The 20,414-nt window shown below is 65.3% G+C and carries 12 protein-coding genes; 4 read left to right on the forward strand and 8 right to left on the reverse strand.

The annotated features are described in order from the left end of the window. Positions 1–154: 154 nt before the first annotated feature. Genes ACVJ5M_RS25580 through ACVJ5M_RS25595 form a run of 4 tightly spaced genes read right to left on the reverse strand, consistent with a single transcriptional unit; the run spans position 155 to position 9,286 of the window. Positions 155–3,259, reverse strand: coding sequence for an efflux RND transporter permease subunit (locus ACVJ5M_RS25580; RefSeq protein ID WP_283016432.1), 3,105 nt, complete (start codon positions 3,257–3,259; stop codon positions 155–157). After that, positions 3,259–6,408, reverse strand: coding sequence for an efflux RND transporter permease subunit (locus ACVJ5M_RS25585; RefSeq protein WP_354099665.1), 3,150 nt, complete (start codon positions 6,406–6,408; stop codon positions 3,259–3,261). Before ACVJ5M_RS25585 ends, ACVJ5M_RS25580 begins: the two co-directional genes overlap by 1 nt. A gap of 36 nt (positions 6,409–6,444) precedes the next feature. Further along, entirely contained in the window at positions 6,445–7,845 is a 1,401-nt protein-coding gene (locus tag ACVJ5M_RS25590; RefSeq protein ID WP_283016431.1) for an efflux RND transporter periplasmic adaptor subunit, read from the reverse strand. Continuing rightward, positions 7,835–9,286, reverse strand: a complete 1,452-nt coding sequence (locus ACVJ5M_RS25595; RefSeq protein ID WP_245328438.1) for an efflux transporter outer membrane subunit — start codon at positions 9,284–9,286, stop codon at positions 7,835–7,837. Before ACVJ5M_RS25595 ends, ACVJ5M_RS25590 begins: the two co-directional genes overlap by 11 nt. A gap of 648 nt (positions 9,287–9,934) precedes the next feature. Here ACVJ5M_RS25595 and ACVJ5M_RS25600 point away from each other — a divergent pair. Both ACVJ5M_RS25600 and ACVJ5M_RS25605 read left to right on the forward strand, forming a co-directional pair. Beyond that, a complete protein-coding gene (locus tag ACVJ5M_RS25600; RefSeq protein WP_354097819.1) occupies positions 9,935–11,164 on the forward strand; it encodes a cyclopropane-fatty-acyl-phospholipid synthase family protein in 1,230 nt (409 codons plus the stop codon). 96 nt (positions 11,165–11,260) lie between these two features. Then, on the forward strand, positions 11,261–12,295 hold the full coding sequence (locus tag ACVJ5M_RS25605; RefSeq protein WP_283016430.1) for a cysteine synthase A: 1,035 nt from the start codon (positions 11,261–11,263) through the stop codon (positions 12,293–12,295). A 167-nt stretch (positions 12,296–12,462) separates the two neighbouring features. Here ACVJ5M_RS25605 and ACVJ5M_RS25610 read toward each other — a convergent pair whose 3' ends face one another. The 4 genes from ACVJ5M_RS25610 to ACVJ5M_RS25625 are packed head-to-tail and all read right to left on the reverse strand — an operon-like array spanning position 12,463 to position 16,970. Continuing rightward, positions 12,463–13,200: an amino acid ABC transporter ATP-binding protein gene (locus ACVJ5M_RS25610; RefSeq protein ID WP_063983419.1), complete on the reverse strand. Its 738-nt coding sequence runs from the start codon at positions 13,198–13,200 to the stop codon at positions 12,463–12,465. Positions 13,201–13,211: 11 nt separating this feature from the next. Continuing rightward, positions 13,212–14,732: an amino acid ABC transporter permease gene (locus tag ACVJ5M_RS25615; RefSeq protein WP_354099664.1), complete on the reverse strand. Its 1,521-nt coding sequence runs from the start codon at positions 14,730–14,732 to the stop codon at positions 13,212–13,214. After that, on the reverse strand, positions 14,729–15,934 hold the full coding sequence (locus ACVJ5M_RS25620; protein WP_354097817.1) for an amino acid ABC transporter permease: 1,206 nt from the start codon (positions 15,932–15,934) through the stop codon (positions 14,729–14,731). The genes ACVJ5M_RS25615 and ACVJ5M_RS25620 overlap by 4 nt, the downstream gene beginning before the upstream one ends. Before the next feature lie 19 nt (positions 15,935–15,953). Then, positions 15,954–16,970 carry an amino acid ABC transporter substrate-binding protein gene (locus tag ACVJ5M_RS25625; RefSeq protein ID WP_283016427.1) on the reverse strand — a complete coding sequence of 339 codons (1,017 nt, stop codon included), beginning with the start codon at positions 16,968–16,970 and terminating at the stop codon, positions 15,954–15,956. Between the two features lie 393 nt (positions 16,971–17,363). Here ACVJ5M_RS25625 and metC point away from each other — a divergent pair, with 393 nt between their 5' ends. Continuing rightward, positions 17,364–18,548: a cystathionine beta-lyase gene (metC, locus tag ACVJ5M_RS25630; protein ID WP_354097816.1), complete on the forward strand. Its 1,185-nt coding sequence runs from the start codon at positions 17,364–17,366 to the stop codon at positions 18,546–18,548. A 177-nt stretch (positions 18,549–18,725) separates the two neighbouring features. Beyond that, positions 18,726–20,414 (forward strand): Na/Pi cotransporter family protein, encoded by a 1,689-nt coding sequence (locus ACVJ5M_RS25635; RefSeq protein WP_354099663.1) that lies wholly within the window; start codon positions 18,726–18,728, stop codon positions 20,412–20,414.

Raw genomic sequence — 20,414 nt, forward strand, 5'->3', positions numbered from 1 at the left:
CGAGCGAAGGCTGCGCCCGTCTCCGTTCTGTAACGAGCTTTGTTGACAGAAATGAGAACTAGCAGCTTTTATGAATGCAGATGTTAATTTGATAACATCAAAATGTTAGGGGATCGAGCCGACTGACGATGTCGGAACGTGCGCGATACTTCGCCTATTCCGCCGGTGCGGCCAGCGGGCGCGGCTCGGAACGGCGGCGCAGGCGGTCGATCAGCAGGTAGATCACGGGCGTCGTGTAGAGCGTCAGGATCTGCGAGACGAACAGGCCGCCGATGATGGTGATGCCGAGCGGACGGCGCAGCTCCGTGCCCGGACCGGTCGCGATGACCAGCGGAATGCCGGCGAACAGCGCCGCCATGGTCGTCATCAGGATGGGGCGGAAGCGCGCCTGGCAGGCCTCGAAGATCGCCTCCGCCGAGGACAGGCCGCGCTGGCGCTCGGCATCGAGCGCGAAGTCCACCATCATGATGCCGTTCTTCTTGACGATGCCGATCAACAGGATGATTCCGACGAAGGCGATCACCGTCAGCGGCGTGTTGGTGAGCTGCAAGGCGAGCAGCGCGCCGAGCCCCGCGGACGGCAGCGTCGAGATGATCGTCAGCGGATGGGCGAGGCTCTCATAGAGCACGCCGAGCACGATATACATCGCCACCAGCGCGCCGAGGATCAGCAGCGGCTGGCGGCCGCTGGTCCTTGCGAAATCGCCCGCGTTGCCGTCAAAACTGCCGCGAATGCCTTCCGGCATGTGCAGCTCCTCGATCGCGCGCTGCACGTTCTGGGTCGCGGTCTGGAGCGGCACGTCCGGCATCAGGTTGAACGACACCGTGGTCGAGGGAAACCCCTGCGAATGATAGACCGCCAGCGCAGCGAGCCCGCGCGTCGCGTGTACCACGGCCGACAGCGGCACCTGCGCGTCATTGGCACCGGCGACATAGATGCGATCGAGGTTGGATGGGTCGACCTGGAATTTCGGGTCGATCTCCAGCACGGTCATATACTGGTTGCGCTGGGTGTAGATGATCCCGATCTGCCGCTGCGAAAATGCGTTGTTGAGCGCGTTGTCGATGTCCTGGACCTTGACGCCGAGCGCCGAGGCCTTCTGGCGGTCGATCGAGAGCGTGAGCTGAAGCCCGCCGGGATCGCGGTCGCTGGAAATATCGGTGATGCCCTCGACGCTCTCCATGCGCTTGGCCACGATCGGCGCCCACTTCTGGAGCAGGCTGAGGTCGGTGCTGGTCAGTGTGTACTGGTAGTCGGAATCGCTCTGCCGTCCGCCGGCGCGGACGTCCTGGGCGGCGAACATGAACAGGCGGATGCCGGGCACCGGGTACAGGGCGCGCCTGAGACGGTCGATCACGACCTGCGTCGAGACGTGGTCGCGCTCCTCCGGCGGCTTCAGGCTGATGAACATGGTGCCGCGGTTCGAGGTCGCTCCCCCCGGCCCGCCCCCGCTGCCGACCGTCGAGCCGATGCCGGCCACGGCCGGGTCCTGCATCACGATGTCGGCGAGCCGCTGCTGCAGGCCGAGCATGGACTGGAACGAGATGTCGGCCGAGGCGCGCGTCGCGCCGATGACGAAGCCGGAATCGTCGGTCGGGAAATAACCCTTGGGGACCTTGATGTAGAGCGTCACCGTAAGGCCGATGGTGGCGAAGAACACCAGCAGCGTCAGCAGCGGGAATTCCAGAACGGTGCGCAGGGTGCGGGCATAGAACGCGACGATGCGCGACAGCGAGCCCTCGATGATGCGGTCGAACAGCGTTGCGGTCCGGGACGTGGTCTGCCGGATGTAATGAGCGCAGATCATCGGCGTGACCGTCAGCGACACCAGCGTCGAGACCAGGATCGCAAAGGTCAGCGTTAGCGAGAACTCGCGCAGCAGGCGGCCGACGATACCGTCCATGAAGATCAGCGGCGTGAAAGCCGCGATCAGCGACAGGCTGATCGAGACCACGGTGAACCCGATCTGCCGGGCGCCTACGAGCGCGGCCTGGAGCGGCCGCATGCCATGTTCGAGATTGCGGTACATGTTCTCGATCATGACGATGGCGTCGTCGACCACGAAGCCGACCGAGATCGCCAGCGCCATCAGCGACAGATTGTCGATCGAGAAGCCCGCGACCCACATCCCGGCGCAGGTTCCGGCCAGCGCCAGCGGCACGGAGATGCCGGCCGCGATCGTCGGCGTCAGCCGCCGCAGAAACACGAACACCACGACCATCACGAGGACAGCGGTTGCCAGCAACGTCCACTGCATGTCGAGCACGCTGGCGCGGATCGTGCTGGTGCGATCGACCAAGGTGGAAATATCGACACCCGCCGGGATCCATTGCTTCAGCGCCGGAATCAGCGCCTTCACCCGGTCGACGGTGTCGATGACGTTGGCGTCGCCCTGCTTGGTGATCTGGATCAGCACCGCCGGCTGCTTGTTGAACCAGGCGATGGAGCGAGCGTTGCGGACGGAGTCCTCGATGTCGGCGACGTCGGACAGCCGGACGAAATTGCCGTTCGAGCTCTTGATGATGATGTCGCGGAACTCTTTCGCTGTCCGCATCTGCTTGTTGAGGGAGAGCGTCTCGCTCTGGCGCTCGCCGTTGAAGATACCGACGGGACCAAGCGGATTGGCATTGATGATCGCAGTCCTGACGTCGTCGGTGGCGATGCCGGCGTTGGACAGTGCGACGGGGTTGAGCTGCACGCGCACCGCCGGCTGGTCGGCGCCGCTCACCGTCACGTCGCCGACACCCGGCACCTGCGAGATGCGCTGCGCGAGCACGGTATCGGCGACGTCGTAGATCGCGCTGGCGGACAGCGTCTTCGAGGTCAGCGCCAGCACGAAAACGGGCGCGCCGGCCGTGTTCGCCTTGCGGAAGCGCGGCAGCGTCGGCAGGTCGCTCGGCAGGTCGATCAGCGCCGCGTTGATCGCCGCCTGCACGTCGCGCGCGGCCTTGTCGATGTTGCGGCCGATGTCGAACTGGAGCTGGATGCTGGTCGTGCCGAGCGACGACGTCGAGGTGATCTGGTTGATGCCCGCGATCTCGCCGAGCCGACGCTCCAATGGCGAGGCCACCGTCGCCGCCATGACGGACGGGTCGGCGCCCGGACGGCTGGCCGACACGAAGATGGCGGGGAAGTCGACGTTCGGGACCGAGGCGACAGGCAGGAACTCGTAGGCGACGACACCCAGCAGGAACAACCCGATCGACAGCAGCGTGGTCGCGACCGGCCGGCGGATGAAGGGCTCCGAGATCGATGCCATCACTGCATCCCCTCGGTCGCGCCCGCGACCGGCGGGCCGCCGGATTCAGCCGGCGGCAGCGCCTGCTCGAGGCGGCGGTTGATGCGGTCGAGCGCGAGGTAGATCACGGGCGTGGTGTAGAGCGTCAAAAGCTGGCTCAGCAGCAGGCCGCCAATGATGGAGATGCCGAGCGGAAAGCGCAGCTCGGCGCCGGTGCCGCTCTCGATCGCGAGCGGCAGCGCGCCGAACAGCGCCGCCAGCGTCGTCATCATGATCGGACGGAAGCGCAGGAGACAGGCCTGCACGATCGCCTCGTTCGGCGACATCCCCTGCCGGCGCTCGGCCTCGAGCGCGAAGTCGATCATCATGATCGCGTTCTTCTTGACGATGCCCATCAGCAGGATGATTCCGATCAGGCCTATCACCGAGAGGTCCTGCCCGCACAGCATCAGCGCCAGGATCGCGCCGACGCCGGCCGAGGGCAGCGTCGACAGGATGGTGATGGGGTGGATGTAGCTCTCATAGAGCACACCCAGCACGATGTAGATCGTGATCACGGCGGCGAGCAGCAGCCAGGGCTGGCCAGCGAGCGCCTTGGCGAATTCGGCGGCATCGCCGGCATAGACGCCGACGATGCTGTTGGGCATCTCTATCCTGGTCTCGATCGTCTTCACCGCCTCGACGGCATCGCCGAGCGCGGCGCCCGGGGCGAGGTTGAAGCTGAGCGAGATCGACGGGAATTGCGCCTGGTGCGAGATCGCGAGCGGCGCCGTGGTGCGCTTCAGCGTCGCCACGGCGGAGAGCGGCACCTGGGCATTGGGCGCGCCCACGATGCTGCTCGCCGCGCCCGGGAGATACAGCTTCGACAGGATCGAGGGATCGCGCTGGTACATCGGCAGCGCCTCCAGCACCACGCGGTACTGGTTGGCCTGGCCGTAGATGGTCGAGATCTGCCGCTGCGCGAACGCGTCGTTGAGCGTGTCGGTGATTCCTTGCAGGCTCACGCCGAGCTGTCCGGCCCGGGTCCGGTCCACATCGAGCTGCGCCCGCAGGCCGCCCTCCTGCGCCTCCGAGGAGACGTCGCGGAACAGCGGATCGCGCCGCATCTCGGCAACGAGCTTGCGCGCCCATTCCGACACCAGCGTCGCGTCGGTCCCGGTCAGCGTGTACTGGTACTGCGAACGGCTCGACTGGGTCGAGATCTGCACGTCCTGCACCGGCTGGAAATAGACGGTCATGCCGGGGATAGCCGACACCCGCTCCTTCAGCCGGGTCACCACCGCGCTGACGTCGTCGCGCCGCTCACCGCGCGGCTTCAAGGTCATGACCAGGCGCCCGACATTGGTGGTCGGGTTGACCGAGCCCGCCCCGATCACCGAGACCACGCCGACCACGTCAGGGTCGGCCTTGATGGCATCGGCCGCCTCGGCCTGGCGCTTCTGCATCTCGGTGAACGACACGTCGGGTCCCGCCTCCGTCACCGCCGTGATCGAGGCGGTGTCCTGAAGCGGCAAAAAGCCCTTTGGCGCGACGACATAGAGGACGAGGGTCGCGACCAGGGTCGCAAATGTCACGAGCAGCGTGGCGCGCTGGCGTTCCAGGACCCAGAGCAGCGTCCGGTGATAGAACTCGACGGTGCTATCGATGAAGCGGCTGATCGCGGCCAATCCCGGCACCGCCAGTTCCTCATGGGCGTGCTTGAGCAGCCGCGAGCACATCATCGGCGTCAGCGTCAGCGAGACCACGGCCGAGGTCACGACCGCGATCGTCAGCGTCAACGCGAATTCGCGGAACATGCGCCCGACGAGGCCGGACATGAACAGCAGCGGGATGAACACCGCGATCAACGACACCGTCAGCGAGATCACGGTGAAGCCGATTTCGCTGGCCCCCTTCAGCGAGGCCTCCATCGCGCTGTCGCCGTTCTCCATGTGGCGGACGATGTTCTCGATCATGACGATGGCGTCGTCGACGACGAAGCCGGTGCCGATGGTGAGCGCCATCAGCGACAGATTGTCGAGGCTGAAGCCGGCGAAATACGTGATGCCGAAGCTCGTGATCAGCGACAGCGGCAGCGCGACGCCCGCGATCAGTGTGGCCCGCAGCGAGCGCAGGAACAGCAGCACCACCAGCGTCACCAAGACGACGCTGAGGATCAGGGTGAACTGCACGTCGCGGACCGAGGCGCGGATCGTGACGGTGCGGTCGGAGACGATGGTGAGGTTCACGCCGGCCGGAATGGCGCGCTGGACTTTTGGGATTTCCGCCCGGATCTGGCTGACGACATCAATGACGTTGGCGCCGGGCTGGCGCTGGATGTCGATGATGACCGCCGGCGTGCCCTGGTACCAGCCGCCGGTGCGGTCGTTCTCGAGGCCATCCACGATCTGCGCGACGTCGCCGATCGTGACCGGGGAGCCGTTGCGGTAGGCGATGATAACAGGCTTGTAGGCGTCGGCAGCGGCGATCTGGTCGTTGGCGGCGATGAGGTAGGATTGCTGCGCGCCGTCGAGCGAGCCTTTTGGCCCGGAGACGTTGGCATTGGAGATCGCGGTGCGCAGATCCTCCATGGCGATGCCATAGGCGGCAAGGCGCGCCAGATCCGCCTGGATGCGCACGGCCGGCTTCAGCCCACCTAGCACCGAAACCCGGCCGACGCCGGAGATCTGGCTCAGCCGCTGCGCCAGAAGCGTGTCGGCGATGTCGCTCATCGCCCGCAGCGAGATCGTGTCGGAGCGAAGCGCCAGGGTCATGACCGGTGCGTCCGCCGGGTTCACCTTGGCGTAGGTCGGCGGATAAGGCAGCGTCTTGGGCAGCACGCCGGCCGCCGCGTTGATCGCGGCCTGCACGTCCTGGGTCGCGCCGTCGATGTCGCGGTTGAGATCGAACTGGAGCGAGATCTGGCTGACGCCGAACGAGCTCGTCGAGTTCATCGCCGTCAGCGACGGGATCTGGCCGAGCTGCCGTTCCAGCGGCGCGGTGATCAGCGAGGCGATCACGTCGGGGCTCGCGCCCGGAAGCTGCGTCGACACCTGCACGGTCGGGAAATCGACCTGCGGCAGCGCCGAGACCGGCAGCGAGAAATAGCCGAGCGCGCCCCCGATCAGCAGGGCGATGCCGAGCAGCGAGGTCGCGATCGGGCGGCGGATGAAGGGTTCGGAGACGCCCATGGGATATGCCTGCCGCTCAGGCGGCTGTTGTCGGGATCATGGCTGCTTGGCTCCAGGTTCCGATGCCCCCGGCCCCGATGCTGGTCCGGTCTGCCCCTTCTGGTCGCCTTCACTGCTGCTCCGCTTGGCGCGGTGCTCGCCGTCCTTGCTCTGTCCGTCCTTTTGCCCGTCCTTGGCCTGCCCATCCTTCTTCTGGCCGTCCGGGCCGCGCGTGCGCTTGCGCGGGGCGAGATCGGCCGACGGTGTCTGGTCATCGCGGCCGACGACCACCTTGGACCCGTCGGACAGATTGGCAAAGCCCGTCGTGACGACCTTGTCGGTCGGCGACAAGCCGCTGGCAATGACGGCGTCATGCTCGTTCTGCTGGGTCACGGTCACCGGCTTGGCGGAGACGACATTGTCCTCGCCGATGACGTAGCTGAAGGTGCCGATCGGTCCGCGCTGCACCGCCGATGTCGGCACCACCAGCGCCTGCATCAAGGTCTCGACCTTGAGGCGGACATTGACGAACTGGCCTGGCCAGAGCTGGTAATTGGCGTTGGGGAATTCCGCCTTGAGCTTGAGCGTGCCGGTGGTCTGGTCGACCTGGTTGTCGATGCCGGTCAGCTTGCCGGTGTCGATCACGGTGATGCCGTCATTGCCGAACACGTCGACCGCGAGCGTGCCCTTCGACGCCGCTGCGTTGACGCGCATGATCTGCTGCTGTGGCAGGCTGAACCACACCGCGATCGGCTGCAATTGCGTGATCACCAGGAGGCCGGTGGCGTCGGCGGCGTGGATGATGTTGCCCTGGTCGACCTGGCGCAGGCCGGCGCGGCCGGAGAGCGGCGCCACGATCTTGGTGTAGCTCAACGTCGCCGCCGCATTGTCGATCGCGGCCTGGTCGGCTTTGACCAGCGCTTCGGTCTGCGCGACCGCGGCGCGCTGGGTGTCGGCCTGCTGCTTGGAGCCCGCGTTGGAGGCAGCCAACTGCTCGTAGCGCGTGAGATCGATGCGCTGGTTGGCGAGCTGGGCCTCGTCCTGCGCCTTCTTGGCGACGGCCTGGTCGTACGTCGCCTGGTAGAGCGCGGGATCGATCTCGCCGAGCACGTCGCCCTTCTTGACGTCCTGGCCCTCGGTGAATTTCACGGCGATCAGCTTGCCGTCGACCTGCGAGCGCACGGTCACTGTGTTGAGCGCGCGGATCGCACCCACGCCGTCGAGATAGACCGGGACGTCCTGGATGCGGGGTGTCGCCGCCAGCACCGGCACCGGCAGGTCGGGCCGCTGGTTGCGGCCATTCGCCTGCTGCGGCTGCAGATGCCAGACGGTCCAGCCGAAATAGCCGAGCCCGCCAAGGATGGCGAACGTGATCAGGGTCATGACGAAGCCGCGGCCGCGCGATTTCTTCGCCGTCCCTTCTTTCGCGCCTTCCTTCGTATCCGGCTTAAAGAGCATTGACCGGTTTCTCCATTCGCGGCTCCCAGCCGCCGCCGAGCGCCTGATACAGGCTGACGATGGCGAGAAGCCGTGCGAGTTGGGCCTGCCACAACGCATCTTCGGCCTGAAATAGTGTCTGCTGGACGTTCAGCACAGTCACGATGTCGGCCGTGCCGGCGCGCAATTGCTGCTCGGCGAGATCGAAGGCGCGCTTCGACGAGGTAACGACATCGCGCTGCAATTGTAGCTTGATCGTGGTCTGCTTGATCGAATACAGCGCGTTGTCGACGTCCGCAAACGACTGGATGATGGTCTTGCGGTAGGTCTGGAGCAACTCGTCCTGCCGCGCCTTGGCGAATTCGAAATTGCCGAGGATCTTGCCGCCGTCGAAGATCGGCTGCGTGGCGCTGCCGACGAGCTGGAAGAAGGCCGCATGCGGCTGGAACAGCGAGACCAGCGCCGAGCTCTGATAGCCGCCATTGCCGGTGAGCTGGATCGTCGGAAAGAACTGCGCGCGGGCATTGCCGATGTTCGCGGTCGCCGAGGCGAGCTGTGCCTCCTGGCGGCGGATGTCGGGCCGCTGCGTCAAAAGCTCCGACGGCAGGCCGGGCGTGACGCGCGGGATCGCGATCTTGTTCAGCGTGCCGCCGAGCACGCGCACGCTCTCCGGCGGCCGCGACACCAGCACGGCGAGCGCGTTGACGTTCTGGTCGAGCGTCTGGCGCAGCGGCGGCACCAGCGCCTTCTGGTTGGCGACCACGCTCTCCTGCTGGGCGACGTCGAGATCGGTCCCGGTGCCGGCCTTGCGGCGCTCGCGAATGGCATCAAGGATCCGCTGCGCGCTGGCGATGTTGCTCTGGGCGGTGCGCAGCCGGTCCTGCGAGGCCAGCACCTGGAAATAGGCGTTGGCAACGCCTGCCAGCGTCGTGAGCGCGACGACGTCACGATCGAACCGGTTGGCATTCGCCGTCTCTTCCGCCGATTGCAGCGCATCGCGGTTCTGGCCCCAGAAGTCGAGCTGGTAGCTCGCGCTCAGCGACGCCGAATAGTTGACGACCTCGCGGCCGCCGATGGACAGGCCCGAGGCGCTCGAACCCGAGGTGCGTGAATAGGTTTCCGATCCGCCGCCCGACAGGCTCGGCAGCAGCGCAGCGCCCGCCTGCCGCGCCTGGGCGTCGGCCTGGACGATGCGCGAGACCGCGGCGGCGATGTCGAGATTGACGGTCTGCGCCTCCTCCACCAGTTGCGTCAGCTCCGCGGAGCGAAAGCCGCGCCACCAATCCAGCGACGGCGGCGCATCCGGCTTGCCCGCGTATTTGTACTGCGCGGGAACATCGAGTGCGGGATCAGGCAAATCCTGCGTCAGCACGCAGGCGCCTGAACTGGCGGCAAGGCACGCCACGGCAGCCCATCGCGCCGCGCGCGACGTCCGGAACGTAAGGCCGGGAGATCGTCTCATGGCGACCGCAGGACCATCCTGTGTCACATCCACCCCCCGCCGGGCAGATAGATCCGCCACCGCAGAGCCGGATTAACCGATTCGTGGCGGGACGGCCGGGGGCGTTTATGTAACTCGTTCACAGCCGTGATGCTTTCTGCGGAACCTGAAGTTCATACTAGCGGGGCGCGGAACAGGGGGACAGTCCCGCACCTGCGAAATGCGGCCTCGAATGCGTCGATGCCGAACTCACGCAAATACAAAATATGCCTGTGTCACAGGGCTATTTTGTATTCCAACCTCGGCCCGGGGCGCATTCAAGCTTACCAAGATTTCATGTGATATTGCCGCCACGCCGACGCCAGGGCTACCGGTCCCGCCAGGCGCTCCACCGAAACCTGCACCGCGGCGCACCGCAGCTTCCCCGGCCTTGGCTGAGCGCACGGCGCGCTATGATCGGGGGCTGGCCCGCAATTGCGCTGTGCACACGGCGGTGGACTGCCGGAGGTACCCCGCCAGCCCCTTGGCGACCGGCGCAGCGCGCACCTATATCATGCGCATGATTCGACGCTGACCGTTTGCGGGGCGCCCTCGGGTCCAGCGATATGAGGCGTATGGGGGCGCCTGGCTCGCGGTCGGACAGTATCCGTTCAGGTGATGGATCTGCCGATGTCGCATACCATCTCGGTGACGTCAGACACCATAGACACAGTGCTCGCCGATCTGCCGCGCATCGTTCGGCTCGCACTCAGTTTTGGCGCGCGGCTGCGGCGAGGAACGCTCGACGTCACCCTGCCCGACGGACGCGTGATCCGCCTCGGCGGCCAGGAGCCGGGCCCGAATGCGGCGATGCGGCTGCACAATTACGGCTTCGCGTCGCGCCTCATCAACGGCGGCGACATCGGCATCGCGGAGGCCTATCTCGCCGGCGACTGGGATACGCCGGACCTGACGCAATTCCTCTACCTGTTCTGCGTCAACCACGATCTCATCCAGGCCATGCTGAACGACAAGCCGCTGATGCGGTTCGTCCAACTGCTGCAGCACTGGTTCAACCGCAACACCCGCCGCCAGGCGCGGCGCAACATCCATGCCCATTACGACATCGGCAACGCGTTCTATTCGGCCTGGCTCGATCCCGGCATGACCTATTCCTCGGCGCTGTTCGAGGAGAGCACCTCCGATCTCACGGCAGCCCAGACCAACAAATACCGCCGGCTCGCCGAGGCGCTCGACCTGAAGCCGGACCAGACGCTGCTCGAGATCGGCTGCGGTTGGGGCGGCTTCGCCGAGTTCGCCGCAAAGACCTTCGGCACGCGCGTGGTGGGCCTCACGATCTCGACCGAGCAGCGCGATTTTGCTCAGAAGCGCATTCACGAGGCGGGCCTTGCCGAGAAGGTCGAGATCCGTCTTCAGGATTATCGCGACGAATGCGACCGCTACGACCGCATCGCCTCGATCGAGATGATCGAGGCCGTCGGCGAGCAGTTCTGGCCGAAATATTTCGCCCAGTTGCGGGACCGGCTGCTGCCCGGCGGCCTCGCCGGCATCCAGGCGATCACCATCCAGGACAGGCTGTTCCAGAGCTACCGGCGCGAGGTGGACTTCATCCAGCGCTACGTCTTTCCCGGCGGCATGCTGCCCTCGCCCGCCGTGCTCAAGTCGCTCGGTGACAGGTTCGGCCTGCCCGTCATTCGCGAGCGCATCTTCGGGCAGGATTATGCCAAGACGCTGGCCACCTGGCGGAATAACTTCCAGACGGCCTGGCCGGGCCTCGTGCCGCTCGGCTTCGACGACCGGTTCCGGCGGCTGTGGGAGTATTACCTGTCCTATTGCGAGGCCGGATTCCTGTCCGGGAATATCGACGTCCGGCAAGTCATCTTCGCAAAGCAGCAATAAGGGTTTGCGGGGTCGGCTTGCAAGGGTCGCTTGTAAGGCCCGCCACCCTACTTTAGGGTCGCGCCCACCCTATGATCCAGCCGGTAATTGCCTGACATGACCATCAAAAATGACGTTGTCGAAGCCATCGGCAACACCCCGCTCATCAAGCTCAAGCGCGCCTCCGAACTGACCGGCTGCACCATTCTGGGCAAGGCCGAGTTCATGAATCCGGGCCAGTCGGTGAAGGACCGCGCCGGCAAATGGATGATCCTGGAGGCCGAGAAGCGCGGCGAGCTCAAGCCGGGCGGTCTCGTGGTGGAGGCGACCGCCGGCAACACCGGCATCGGCCTCGCGGTCGTGGCGAGCGCGCGCGGCTACCGCACGCTGATCGTGATCCCGGAGACGCAGAGCCAGGAGAAGAAGGATTTTCTGAAGCTGTGCGGCGCCGAGCTGATCGAGGTGCCGGCCCTGCCCTATGCCAATCCCAACAATTATCAGCATGTCGGCCGCCGGCTCGCCGACGAGCTGCGCAAGACCGAGCCCAATGGCGTGCTGTTCGCAGACCAGTGGAACAACCTCGACAATGCGAAGGCGCATTACGAGTCGACGGGCCCCGAGATCTGGGAGCAGACCGGCGGCAAGGTCGACGGCTTCGTCTGCTCGGTCGGCAGCGGCGGCACGCTCGCCGGCGTCAGCCGCTATCTGAAAGAGAAGAACAAGGACGTCCGGATCGCCTGCGCCGATCCGCATGGTGCCGGCATGTTCGAATATTTCCGGAGCGGCGACGCCAAGGCGACGCCGGGCGGCTCGATCACGGAAGGTATCGGCCTCAACCGTGCGACCGCAATCGTCGAGAGCGCAAAGGTGGATGACGCCTATCTCGTTCCCGACGCGGAAGCCGTCACGGTGATCTACGAGCTGCTCCAGCACGAAGGCCTGTGCCTCGGCGGTTCCACCGGCATCAACATTGCCGGCGCGATACGACTCGCGAAACAGCTCGGGCCCGGCAACACCATCGTCACCGTGCTCTGCGATTCCGGCAGCCGCTATCAGTCGAAGCTGTTCAATGCGGATTTCATGCGCGCCAAGAACCTGCCGGTGCCGGAATGGCTGGAGAAGCGCAGCAACATCAAGCCGCCGTTCGTCTAGGCCGGGAGGGTTGCAGCCGCCCGGATTACGAAGTCCGGCTCAAGTTGAGGCAAGCCGCGGTGCCGTAGCCGTAGGGTGGGCAAAGCGAAGCGTGCCCACCTTGCTTGCCGGAGACTGCGGACGGATGGTGGGCACGGCGCAAAGGCGCCTTTGCTCACCCTACGGGGTCACCGCAAGATCTGGCTCAAGAACAGCTTCGTCCGCGCGTGCTGGGGAGCGGCGAAGAACTCGTTCGGCGTATTGGCCTCGATGATCTGGCCCGCATCCATGAACACGACGCGGTTGGCGACCTCGCGAGCGAAGCCCATTTCGTGGGTAACAACCAGCATGGTCATGCCCTCCTCGGCGAGGTCGACCATGGTGTCGAGCACTTCCTTGACCATTTCGGGGTCGAGCGCCGAGGTCGGCTCGTCGAACAGCATCACCTTGGGGTTCATCGTCAGCGCGCGTGCGATCGCGACGCGCTGCTGCTGGCCGCCGGACATCTGTCCGGGAAACTTGTTGGCCTGGTGCGGGATCTTGACCCGCTCCAGGAATTTCATCGCGTTGACCTCGGCGTCCCTCTTCGGGATGTTGCGCACCCAGATCGGCGCCAGCGTGCAGTTCTCCAGCACGGTCAGATGCGGGAACAGGTTGAAGCTCTGGAACACCATGCCGACCTCGCGGCGGACCGCATCAACGTGCTTCAGGTTCGGCCCAAGCTCGATGCCGTCGACGACGATCTCGCCCTCCTGGAATTCCTCGAGCGCGTTGATGCAGCGGATCAACGTCGACTTGCCCGAGCCTGAGGGGCCGCAGATCACGATGCGCTCGCCCTTCTTGACCTCGAGGTCGATGTCGCGCAGCACGTGGAACTCGCCGTACCATTTGTTGAGGCCGGAAATCTTGACGATGGGGTCGGACATGATGACCTCGATCAGTTGCGACGGTGAGCGTTGAGGCGGTGCTCGACGAAGAGCGAGTAGCGCGACATTCCAAAGCAGAAGATGAAGTAGATGATCCCGGCGAAGGCAAAGCCGGTGAACGCGGTCGACGGCGTCGACCATTTCGGATCCGAGAACGACGCCCGGAGCGAGCCCAGCAGGTCGAACAGCGCCACGATCGAGACCAGCGACGTGTCCTTGAACAGCGAGATGAAGCTGTTGACGAGGTTCGGAATGACGTGGCGCAGCGCCTGCGGCAGCACGATCAGCGAGGTCGTCTTCCACCAGGACAGGCCCAGGGCGGCCGCCGCTTCGCCCTGCCCGCGCGGGATCGCGGCCAACCCGCCGCGGACGTTCTCGGCCTGATAGGCGCCCGTGAACAGCGAAATGCCGATCAGCGCGCGCACCAGACCGTCGACCGTGAAATTGCCCGGCAGGAACAAAGGCAGCATGTAGGTCGCGAAGAACAGCACGGTGATCAGCGGCACGCCGCGCCAGAACTCGATGAAGGCGATCGAGAATATCCGGATCAGCGGAATGGTCGAGCGGCGGCCGAGCGCCAGCGCGATGCCGATCGGCAGCGAGGTGACGATGCCGGTCACGGAGACCACCAGCGTCACCAGGAGCCCGCCCCACAGATTCGTGGTCACGACCGGCAGGCCGCCGTGATCGAGCCCCATCAGCTTGATCACGACCGCGATCGCGATGAAGGTGCCGATGCTGGATGTCAGCGCCCGGCCGCCGGTGCGAACGCCGCCACCGACGACGAAGGCGATCAGGGAGACGACCGCCGCCGTGATGGCGAAATCGGCCCAGACCGACTGGCCCGTTCCCTGGAGCTGGTCACGCAGCCAGGTCAGCGGAAAGATCAGCCAGTAGATCGCGGTGCCGACCAGCACGATGAGATTGCCGGCCAGCCAGAAGAGCGGTGCGATGGCTGAGGTCTTGGCGAGACTGAGCAGAGCCTGCCCGGCGCCGATGATGCTGTCGTCGAACAATTGCAGCAGGCCGGCCGTCCAGCTCAGGCCAAACCCGGTGATGCCGCCGCCGTGCAACAGAAAGAATGCAACGACTGGAAAGGCGAAGAAGAACAGACCGGCGTTCAGTCCCTTCGCCGGCAGGCGCGGAATGAGCAGCGGCAGAAGCAGAGCCGCCGCCAGGATCAGCGAAAGGTTGACCCGCCAGCGCTCGGCCTCGGGATAGAAGCCGTAGATCAATTGCGGCAGCTTGGCCTGGATGAAGGGCCAGCAGGCGCCGACCGTAAAGCCGGCATTCTCGGTCAGGCACGCCGTGCGATCCTTGCCGGTCCAGACCGCATCGACCATCAGGAACTTGACGGCAGGAATGACGGTGAACCAGAGCAGCAAGGCGCCGACGATGGTGAGCAAAATGTTGGTCGGCGAATTGAACAGGCGCGTGCGCATCAGACCGATGAAGCCCGTGGTCTTGACCGGCGCGGGACGCTCGGTGAGCAGGTCCCGGCGGACATAGGCGGACGAGATGATGTCGCTCATGCGCCCAGACTCCGGCTGACGCGCCAACCGTAGACGCTCATGACGGCGCTCGTGAGCAGCGAGATCAGGAGGTAGACGCCCATCGTCATGGCAATGATCTCGATCGCCTGCCCGGTCTGGCTCAGCGACGTGCCGGCGAACACCGAGACGAGGTCGGGATAGCCGATCGCGACCGCCAGCGAAGAGTTCTTGGTGAGGTTGAGATACTGGTTGGTCAGCGGCGGCACGATCACGCGCATCGCCTGCGGCACGACGATCAGGCGCAACGTGGTGCCGCGGCTCAGCCCCAGCGAGGATCCCGCTTCCATCTGACCGGAGTGGACGGACAGGATGCCGGCGCGCACGATCTCGGCGATGAAGGCCGCGGTATAGGTCGACAGCGCCAGCGTCAGCGCCACGAATTCCGGGATGATCCGCGAGCCGCCGGCGAAATTGAAGCCCTTGAGCTGCGGCACCTCGAAGGTGAAGGGCACACCGGATACCAGCATGGTGGCGAGCGGCAGCCCGAACAGCAGGCCCAGCACATAGGGCCAGATCCGGATCATCTGACCGCGCTGAAATAGCGCCCGCCGCGCATAGAAGCGCAAAACCAGCGAAGCGACGATGCCGAGGACCAGCATCGCCAGGAACGGCTCGAAGCCGCCCTCACCGATCGGGCGCGGAATGACGAGCCCACGGTTGCTGATGAAGGCGATGCCCAGCAGCGAAATGCTCTGCCGGGGATTTGGCAGGGCCGCGAGCACCGCCAGATACCAGAACAGGATCTGGAACAGCACCGGCAGATTGCGGCCGATCTCGACATAGATCTCGCCGACGCGGGACAGCAGCCAGTTCGGCGACAGCCGGCACAGCGCGACGATGAAGCCGATCACGGTGGCGAAGAAGATGCCCACCACCGAGACCACGAGCGTGTTCAAAAGCCCGACCACGAACACGCGCAGGAATGTGTCCGAGCCGGTGTAGGAGATCAGGGTCTGGTTGACGTCGAAGCCGGCATTGTTCCGGAGGAAGCCGAAGCCGGCGGCAATGTGCTGGTTTTCGAGGTTCGTCCGGGCGTTGGAAACGATCTCATAGCCAATCCAGCCCAGGATCGCCGCGAAGGCAAACTGGACGGCGACGCCGTTCCAGCCTGCCTTGCCGCCCAGAACACGCCTGATCTTCAGCGCGATCTGGGCCGGCGGTTTTCGAGCCTCGGTGCTCATCGCCGCGGATCAGGCGGGATCAGCGGATCGGCGGCGCGTACTGAAGACCGCCCTTATTCCAGAGATTGTTGAGGCCACGGCTGATGCCGAGCGGCGAACCGGCGCCGACGTTGCGATCGAACACCTCGCCGTAATTGCCGGTGGCCTTCACGATCCGCACCACCCAGTCCTTGGTCAGGCCGAGCTGTTCGCCGAAATTGCCGTCGCTGCCGAGCACGCGCTTCAGCTCCGGATTTTCCAGTTTCGCCTTCTCGTCGACGTTCTTCGAGGTCACGCCCAGCTCTTCGGCGGTAACCATGGCGAACAGCGTCCATTTCACGATGTCGAACCACTGGTCGTCGCCGTGACGCACCATCGGCCCGAGCGGCTCCTTCGAGATGATTTCGGGGAGCACCATATGGTCGTTGGGATTGGCAAGCTTGAGGCGGTTGGCGTACAGGCCCGACTGGTCGGTGGTGAAGACGTCGCAGCGCCCGGCTTCATAGGCCTTGACGGTCTCGTCGTTGGTGCCGAACGCGATCACCTCGTACTTCATGTTGTTGGCCTTGAAGTAGTCGGCGAGGTTCTGCTCGGTGGTGGTGCCGGTCTGGACGCAGACCGAGGCGCTGTTGAGCTCGAGCGCCGAATTCACCTTGAGCGACTTCTTCACCATGAAGCCCTGCCCGTCATAATAGGTCACGCCGGTGAAGTTGGCGCCGAGCGAGGTGTCGCGCGAGATGGTCCAGGTGGTGTTGCGCGAGAGCACGTCGATTTCGCCGGATTGCAGCGCCGTGAAACGATCCTTGGCGGACAACGGCACGTACTTGACCTTGGTCGGATCGTTGAAGATCGCCCCGGCGATCGCGCGGCAGAGGTCGACGTCAAGCCCGGTCCAGTTGCCCTTGTCGTCGGGCGAGGAGAAGCCGGGCAGGCCCTGGCTGACGCCGCAGGACAGCATGCCCCGGTCCTTGATGGTCTTGAGCGTTTGCGCATCGGCGGCCTGGGCGGAGAGGCCGGCGGCGAGAGCGAGAGTGAGAGCCAGGGTTAAGCGTTTCATGGGCTGAAGGCCTTTCAAAGTCGTCTCAATGTCAGGAATGGCGTCTTTGGGATCGTCTCCGCTAGGGCTAGCCGCATCAAGACTAGCCTTGCAAGAGTCATGCTGGAAAACCTTGCCGAACACTCGCCCATCCCGGGAGGCCATACCTTAATCCCCGCCGCAGGCGCCCGCCGTTATGGCTGTGACGCAAGGTCCGGTCAGACGATGGATCGAAGGTCGCGGCAGCCCCTCAACATGCGGCGACTGAATAGCACCCGCGCATCTCAGAACGACTGGCGAGCCGGGTCAAGGGGTTGACGGGACTCTTCTGTGTTCTGTTATTAACGGCAGCGGCCTTCGGCCGGCCCGCGGGCGCGGCGCGCTCGGTGGAAACGCGGTTTTGAAAGCAGACGCATGGATTCCTCGCACCCCTCCCAACAGCACGCCGAAACCCGGCTGGTGACCTCCGGCCGCGACACCAAGGCGCAGAAGGGGTTCGTCAATCCGCCGGTGTTTCACGGTTCGACCGTGCTCTATCCGACCGCCGAGGACCTGCACGCCCATCGCGGCGAGTTCCAGTACGGCCGCCACGGCACCCCCACCACCAGGGCGTTCCAGGAGACGCTGATGGCACTGGAGGGGCCGCAATGCGCCGGCGTCGGCATCGTGCCGTCAGGCCTTTCGGCGATCTCCACCACCCTGCTCTCGGTGCTGAAGACCGGCGACCATCTGCTCGTCTGCGACAACGTCTATCGGCCCTCGCGCAATTTCTGCAACGGCATGCTCGCGCGCCTTGGCATCGAGACCACCTATTTCGATCCGCTGATCGGCGCGGGCATCGACAGGCTGTTCAAGCCCAACACCCGCGCGGTGCTGGTGGAGGCGCCGGGCTCGCAGTCGTTCGAGATGCCGGACATCCGCGCCATCGCCGAGGTCGCGCATGCGCGCGATGCGCTCGTCATCGACGACAACACCTGGGCGACGCCGCTCTATCATCGCTCGCTCGACCAGGGCGTCGACATCAGCATGCAGGCCGCCACCAAATATATCGGCGGCCATTCCGACATCATGTTCGGCACCATCTCGGCCAACGCAAAGGCGTGGCCGCAGATTGCCGAAGGCATCCGCCTGCTCGGCGTCTGTGCCGGCCCTGATGACGTCTTCCTGGCGCTGCGCGGCCTGCGCACGCTGTCGGTACGATTGGCGCAGCATCATCGCTCGGGGCTCGACATGGCGCGCTGGCTCGCGGCCCGACCCGAGGTCGCGCGCGTGCTGCATCCGGCGCTCGAAACCGATCCCGGCCATGCGATCTGGAAGCGCGATTTCACCGGCGCGTCGGGCCTGTTCAGCATCGTGTTGAAGCCGGCGCCGCAGAAGGCCGTCGACACCATGCTCGACACGCTCAAGCTGTTCGGCATGGGCTTCTCCTGGGGCGGCTTCGAGAGCCTCGTGATTCCCTTCGATTGCGACGCCTATCGCACCGCCACGAAGTGGTCGCCGGGCGGCCCGACCCTGCGTCTTCACATCGGCCTCGAAAGCGTCGACGATCTCAAGTCCGATCTCGATCGCGGCTTCGCTGCCCTCAAGGCGGCAATGTAAGCCTGCTCACAAGGCATCGCGCCTCGGGACGCGGCAATCGCGCCGGCGGACGCGCAAAACGCGCGCCGCGGGAACGCGCAACCGCCGCAAACGTTAACGCGGATGCGCCAACAAAGGGTTTGAACCGCTGACGTTTGGCGCTAGCCTCACCAATCGACTCCAATCCGGACGCGGAGCATGGGAACGTTGGTTCTGCTCGATCTGATGGGCGGCGTGGCGCTGTTGCTGTGGGGCCTGCACATGGTCCACAGCGGGATTCTGCGCGCCTTCGGCCCGGACCTGCGGCGGCTGCTCGGCAAGGCGCTCGGCAACCGATTCAACGCGTTCGCCGCCGGGCTGGGCCTTACCGCGCTGCTCCAGAGCAGCACGGCGACGGCGCTGATCACCAGCTCATTCGCGGCAGAAGGCCTCGTTAGCCTCACTGCCGCGCTAGCCATCATGCTGGGAGCCAATGTCGGCACGACGCTGATCGTGCAGGTGCTGTCGTTCAACATCGCAGCCGTTGCGCCTGTCCTGTTCGTGCTCGGGCTCGTCGCCTTCCGCTCCGGCCCACGGTCGCGGATCAAGGATATCGGCCGCGTCTTCATCGGCCTCGGCCTGATGCTGCTGTCGCTGCACATCCTGCTCGACACGCTGGCTCCGGCGGAGAACGCGCCGGGTGTTCGTGTCATGATGTCCGCGATCACGGGCGATCCCGTGCTCTGCATCGTCATCGCCGCGCTCATCACCTGGGCGGTGCATTCGAGCGTCGCCAGCGTGCTGCTGATCATGTCGCTGGCTTATTCGCAGTTCATCACGCCTTACGCAGCCCTCGCGCTGGTGTTGGGGGCCAATCTCGGCAGCGCCATCAATCCCGTATTCGAAGGCGCCCGGCGCGACGATCCCGCGAGCTACCGCCTGCCGCTCGGCAATCTCGCCAACCGCGTGATCGGGATCGCGCTGGTGCTGCCCTTCCTGAGTGGGATCGCCGAGCACATGCACACCTGGCAGCCCGATCTCGCCAGGATGACGGCGGCCTTCCACATCGCCTTCAACGTGGGCACGGCCGTCATCTTCATCGGCCTGCTCGACATCATGTCCCGGCTCCTGACCCGGCTGCTGCCTGATCGCGTCCGGGAAGACGATCCGGCCCGGCCGCGCTATCTCGATGAGAGCGCGCTGGAGACGCCGTCACTGGCGCTCGCCGACGCCGCGCGCGAGACCTTGCGCATGGGCGATCTCGTCGAGGTCATGCTGCGCAAGGTGATGGCGGCGATGATGACCGGCGACCGCGCGCTGGTCGACCAGGTCACGAAGATGGACAATGTCGTCGACAGCCTCGACGAAGCCATCAAGCTCTATGTGACGAAGCTGATGCGGGGCAGCCTCGACGAGAGCGAGGGGCGGCGCGCGATGGAGATCATCTCCTTCGCCATCAACCTCGAGCATATCGGCGACATCATCGACAAGAGCCTGAGCGAGCTCGCGACCAAGAAGATCAAGCGCCGCTTTCAGTTCTCGGTCGAGGGCGCCGAGGAGCTCGCCGCCTTCCACAAGCGCACGATGGACTCGCTGCGGATCGCCTTCGGCGTCTTCATGTCGGGCGATGCCAACGAAGCGCGCAAGCTGCTGGTGGAGAAGACCACGCTGAAGAACACCGAGCTCGCCGCAGTCGAGCGTCATCTCGACCGCCTGCGCGAGGGCCGCCCCGAGACCATCGAGACCACCTCGCTGCATCTGGACGTGCTGCGCGACCTGCGCCGCATCCACTCGCATATCTGCTCGGTCGCCTATCCGGTGCTCGATGCCGCCGGCGAGCCATATCGCAGGAGCGAGGCGGATACCGCCCTGCCCACCTCCGGCGCGGCGTCGGCGTTGCCGCGCTAG

Source organism: Bradyrhizobium sp. S3.7.6 (assembly GCF_054061875.1).

What these genes read in the sequence shown, in the direction of transcription:
- ACVJ5M_RS25595 (WP_245328438.1), bottom strand. Translation starts at nt 9,286, where the DNA reads ATGAGACGATCTCCCGGCCTTACGTTCCGGACGTCGCGCGCGGCGCGA.
- ACVJ5M_RS25615 (WP_354099664.1), bottom strand. Translation starts at nt 14,732, where the DNA reads ATGAGCGACATCATCTCGTCCGCCTATGTCCGCCGGGACCTGCTCACC.
- ACVJ5M_RS25605 (WP_283016430.1), top strand. Translation starts at nt 11,261, where the DNA reads ATGACCATCAAAAATGACGTTGTCGAAGCCATCGGCAACACCCCGCTC.
- ACVJ5M_RS25580 (WP_283016432.1), bottom strand. Translation starts at nt 3,259, where the DNA reads ATGGCATCGATCTCGGAGCCCTTCATCCGCCGGCCGGTCGCGACCACG.
- ACVJ5M_RS25590 (WP_283016431.1), bottom strand. Translation starts at nt 7,845, where the DNA reads ATGCTCTTTAAGCCGGATACGAAGGAAGGCGCGAAAGAAGGGACGGCG.
- ACVJ5M_RS25600 (WP_354097819.1), top strand. Translation starts at nt 9,935, where the DNA reads ATGTCGCATACCATCTCGGTGACGTCAGACACCATAGACACAGTGCTC.
- metC (WP_354097816.1), top strand. Translation starts at nt 17,364, where the DNA reads ATGGATTCCTCGCACCCCTCCCAACAGCACGCCGAAACCCGGCTGGTG.
- ACVJ5M_RS25610 (WP_063983419.1), bottom strand. Translation starts at nt 13,200, where the DNA reads ATGTCCGACCCCATCGTCAAGATTTCCGGCCTCAACAAATGGTACGGC.
- ACVJ5M_RS25635 (WP_354099663.1), top strand. Translation starts at nt 18,726, where the DNA reads ATGGGAACGTTGGTTCTGCTCGATCTGATGGGCGGCGTGGCGCTGTTG.
- ACVJ5M_RS25585 (WP_354099665.1), bottom strand. Translation starts at nt 6,408, where the DNA reads ATGGGCGTCTCCGAACCCTTCATCCGCCGCCCGATCGCGACCTCGCTG.
- ACVJ5M_RS25625 (WP_283016427.1), bottom strand. Translation starts at nt 16,970, where the DNA reads ATGAAACGCTTAACCCTGGCTCTCACTCTCGCTCTCGCCGCCGGCCTC.
- ACVJ5M_RS25620 (WP_354097817.1), bottom strand. Translation starts at nt 15,934, where the DNA reads ATGAGCACCGAGGCTCGAAAACCGCCGGCCCAGATCGCGCTGAAGATC.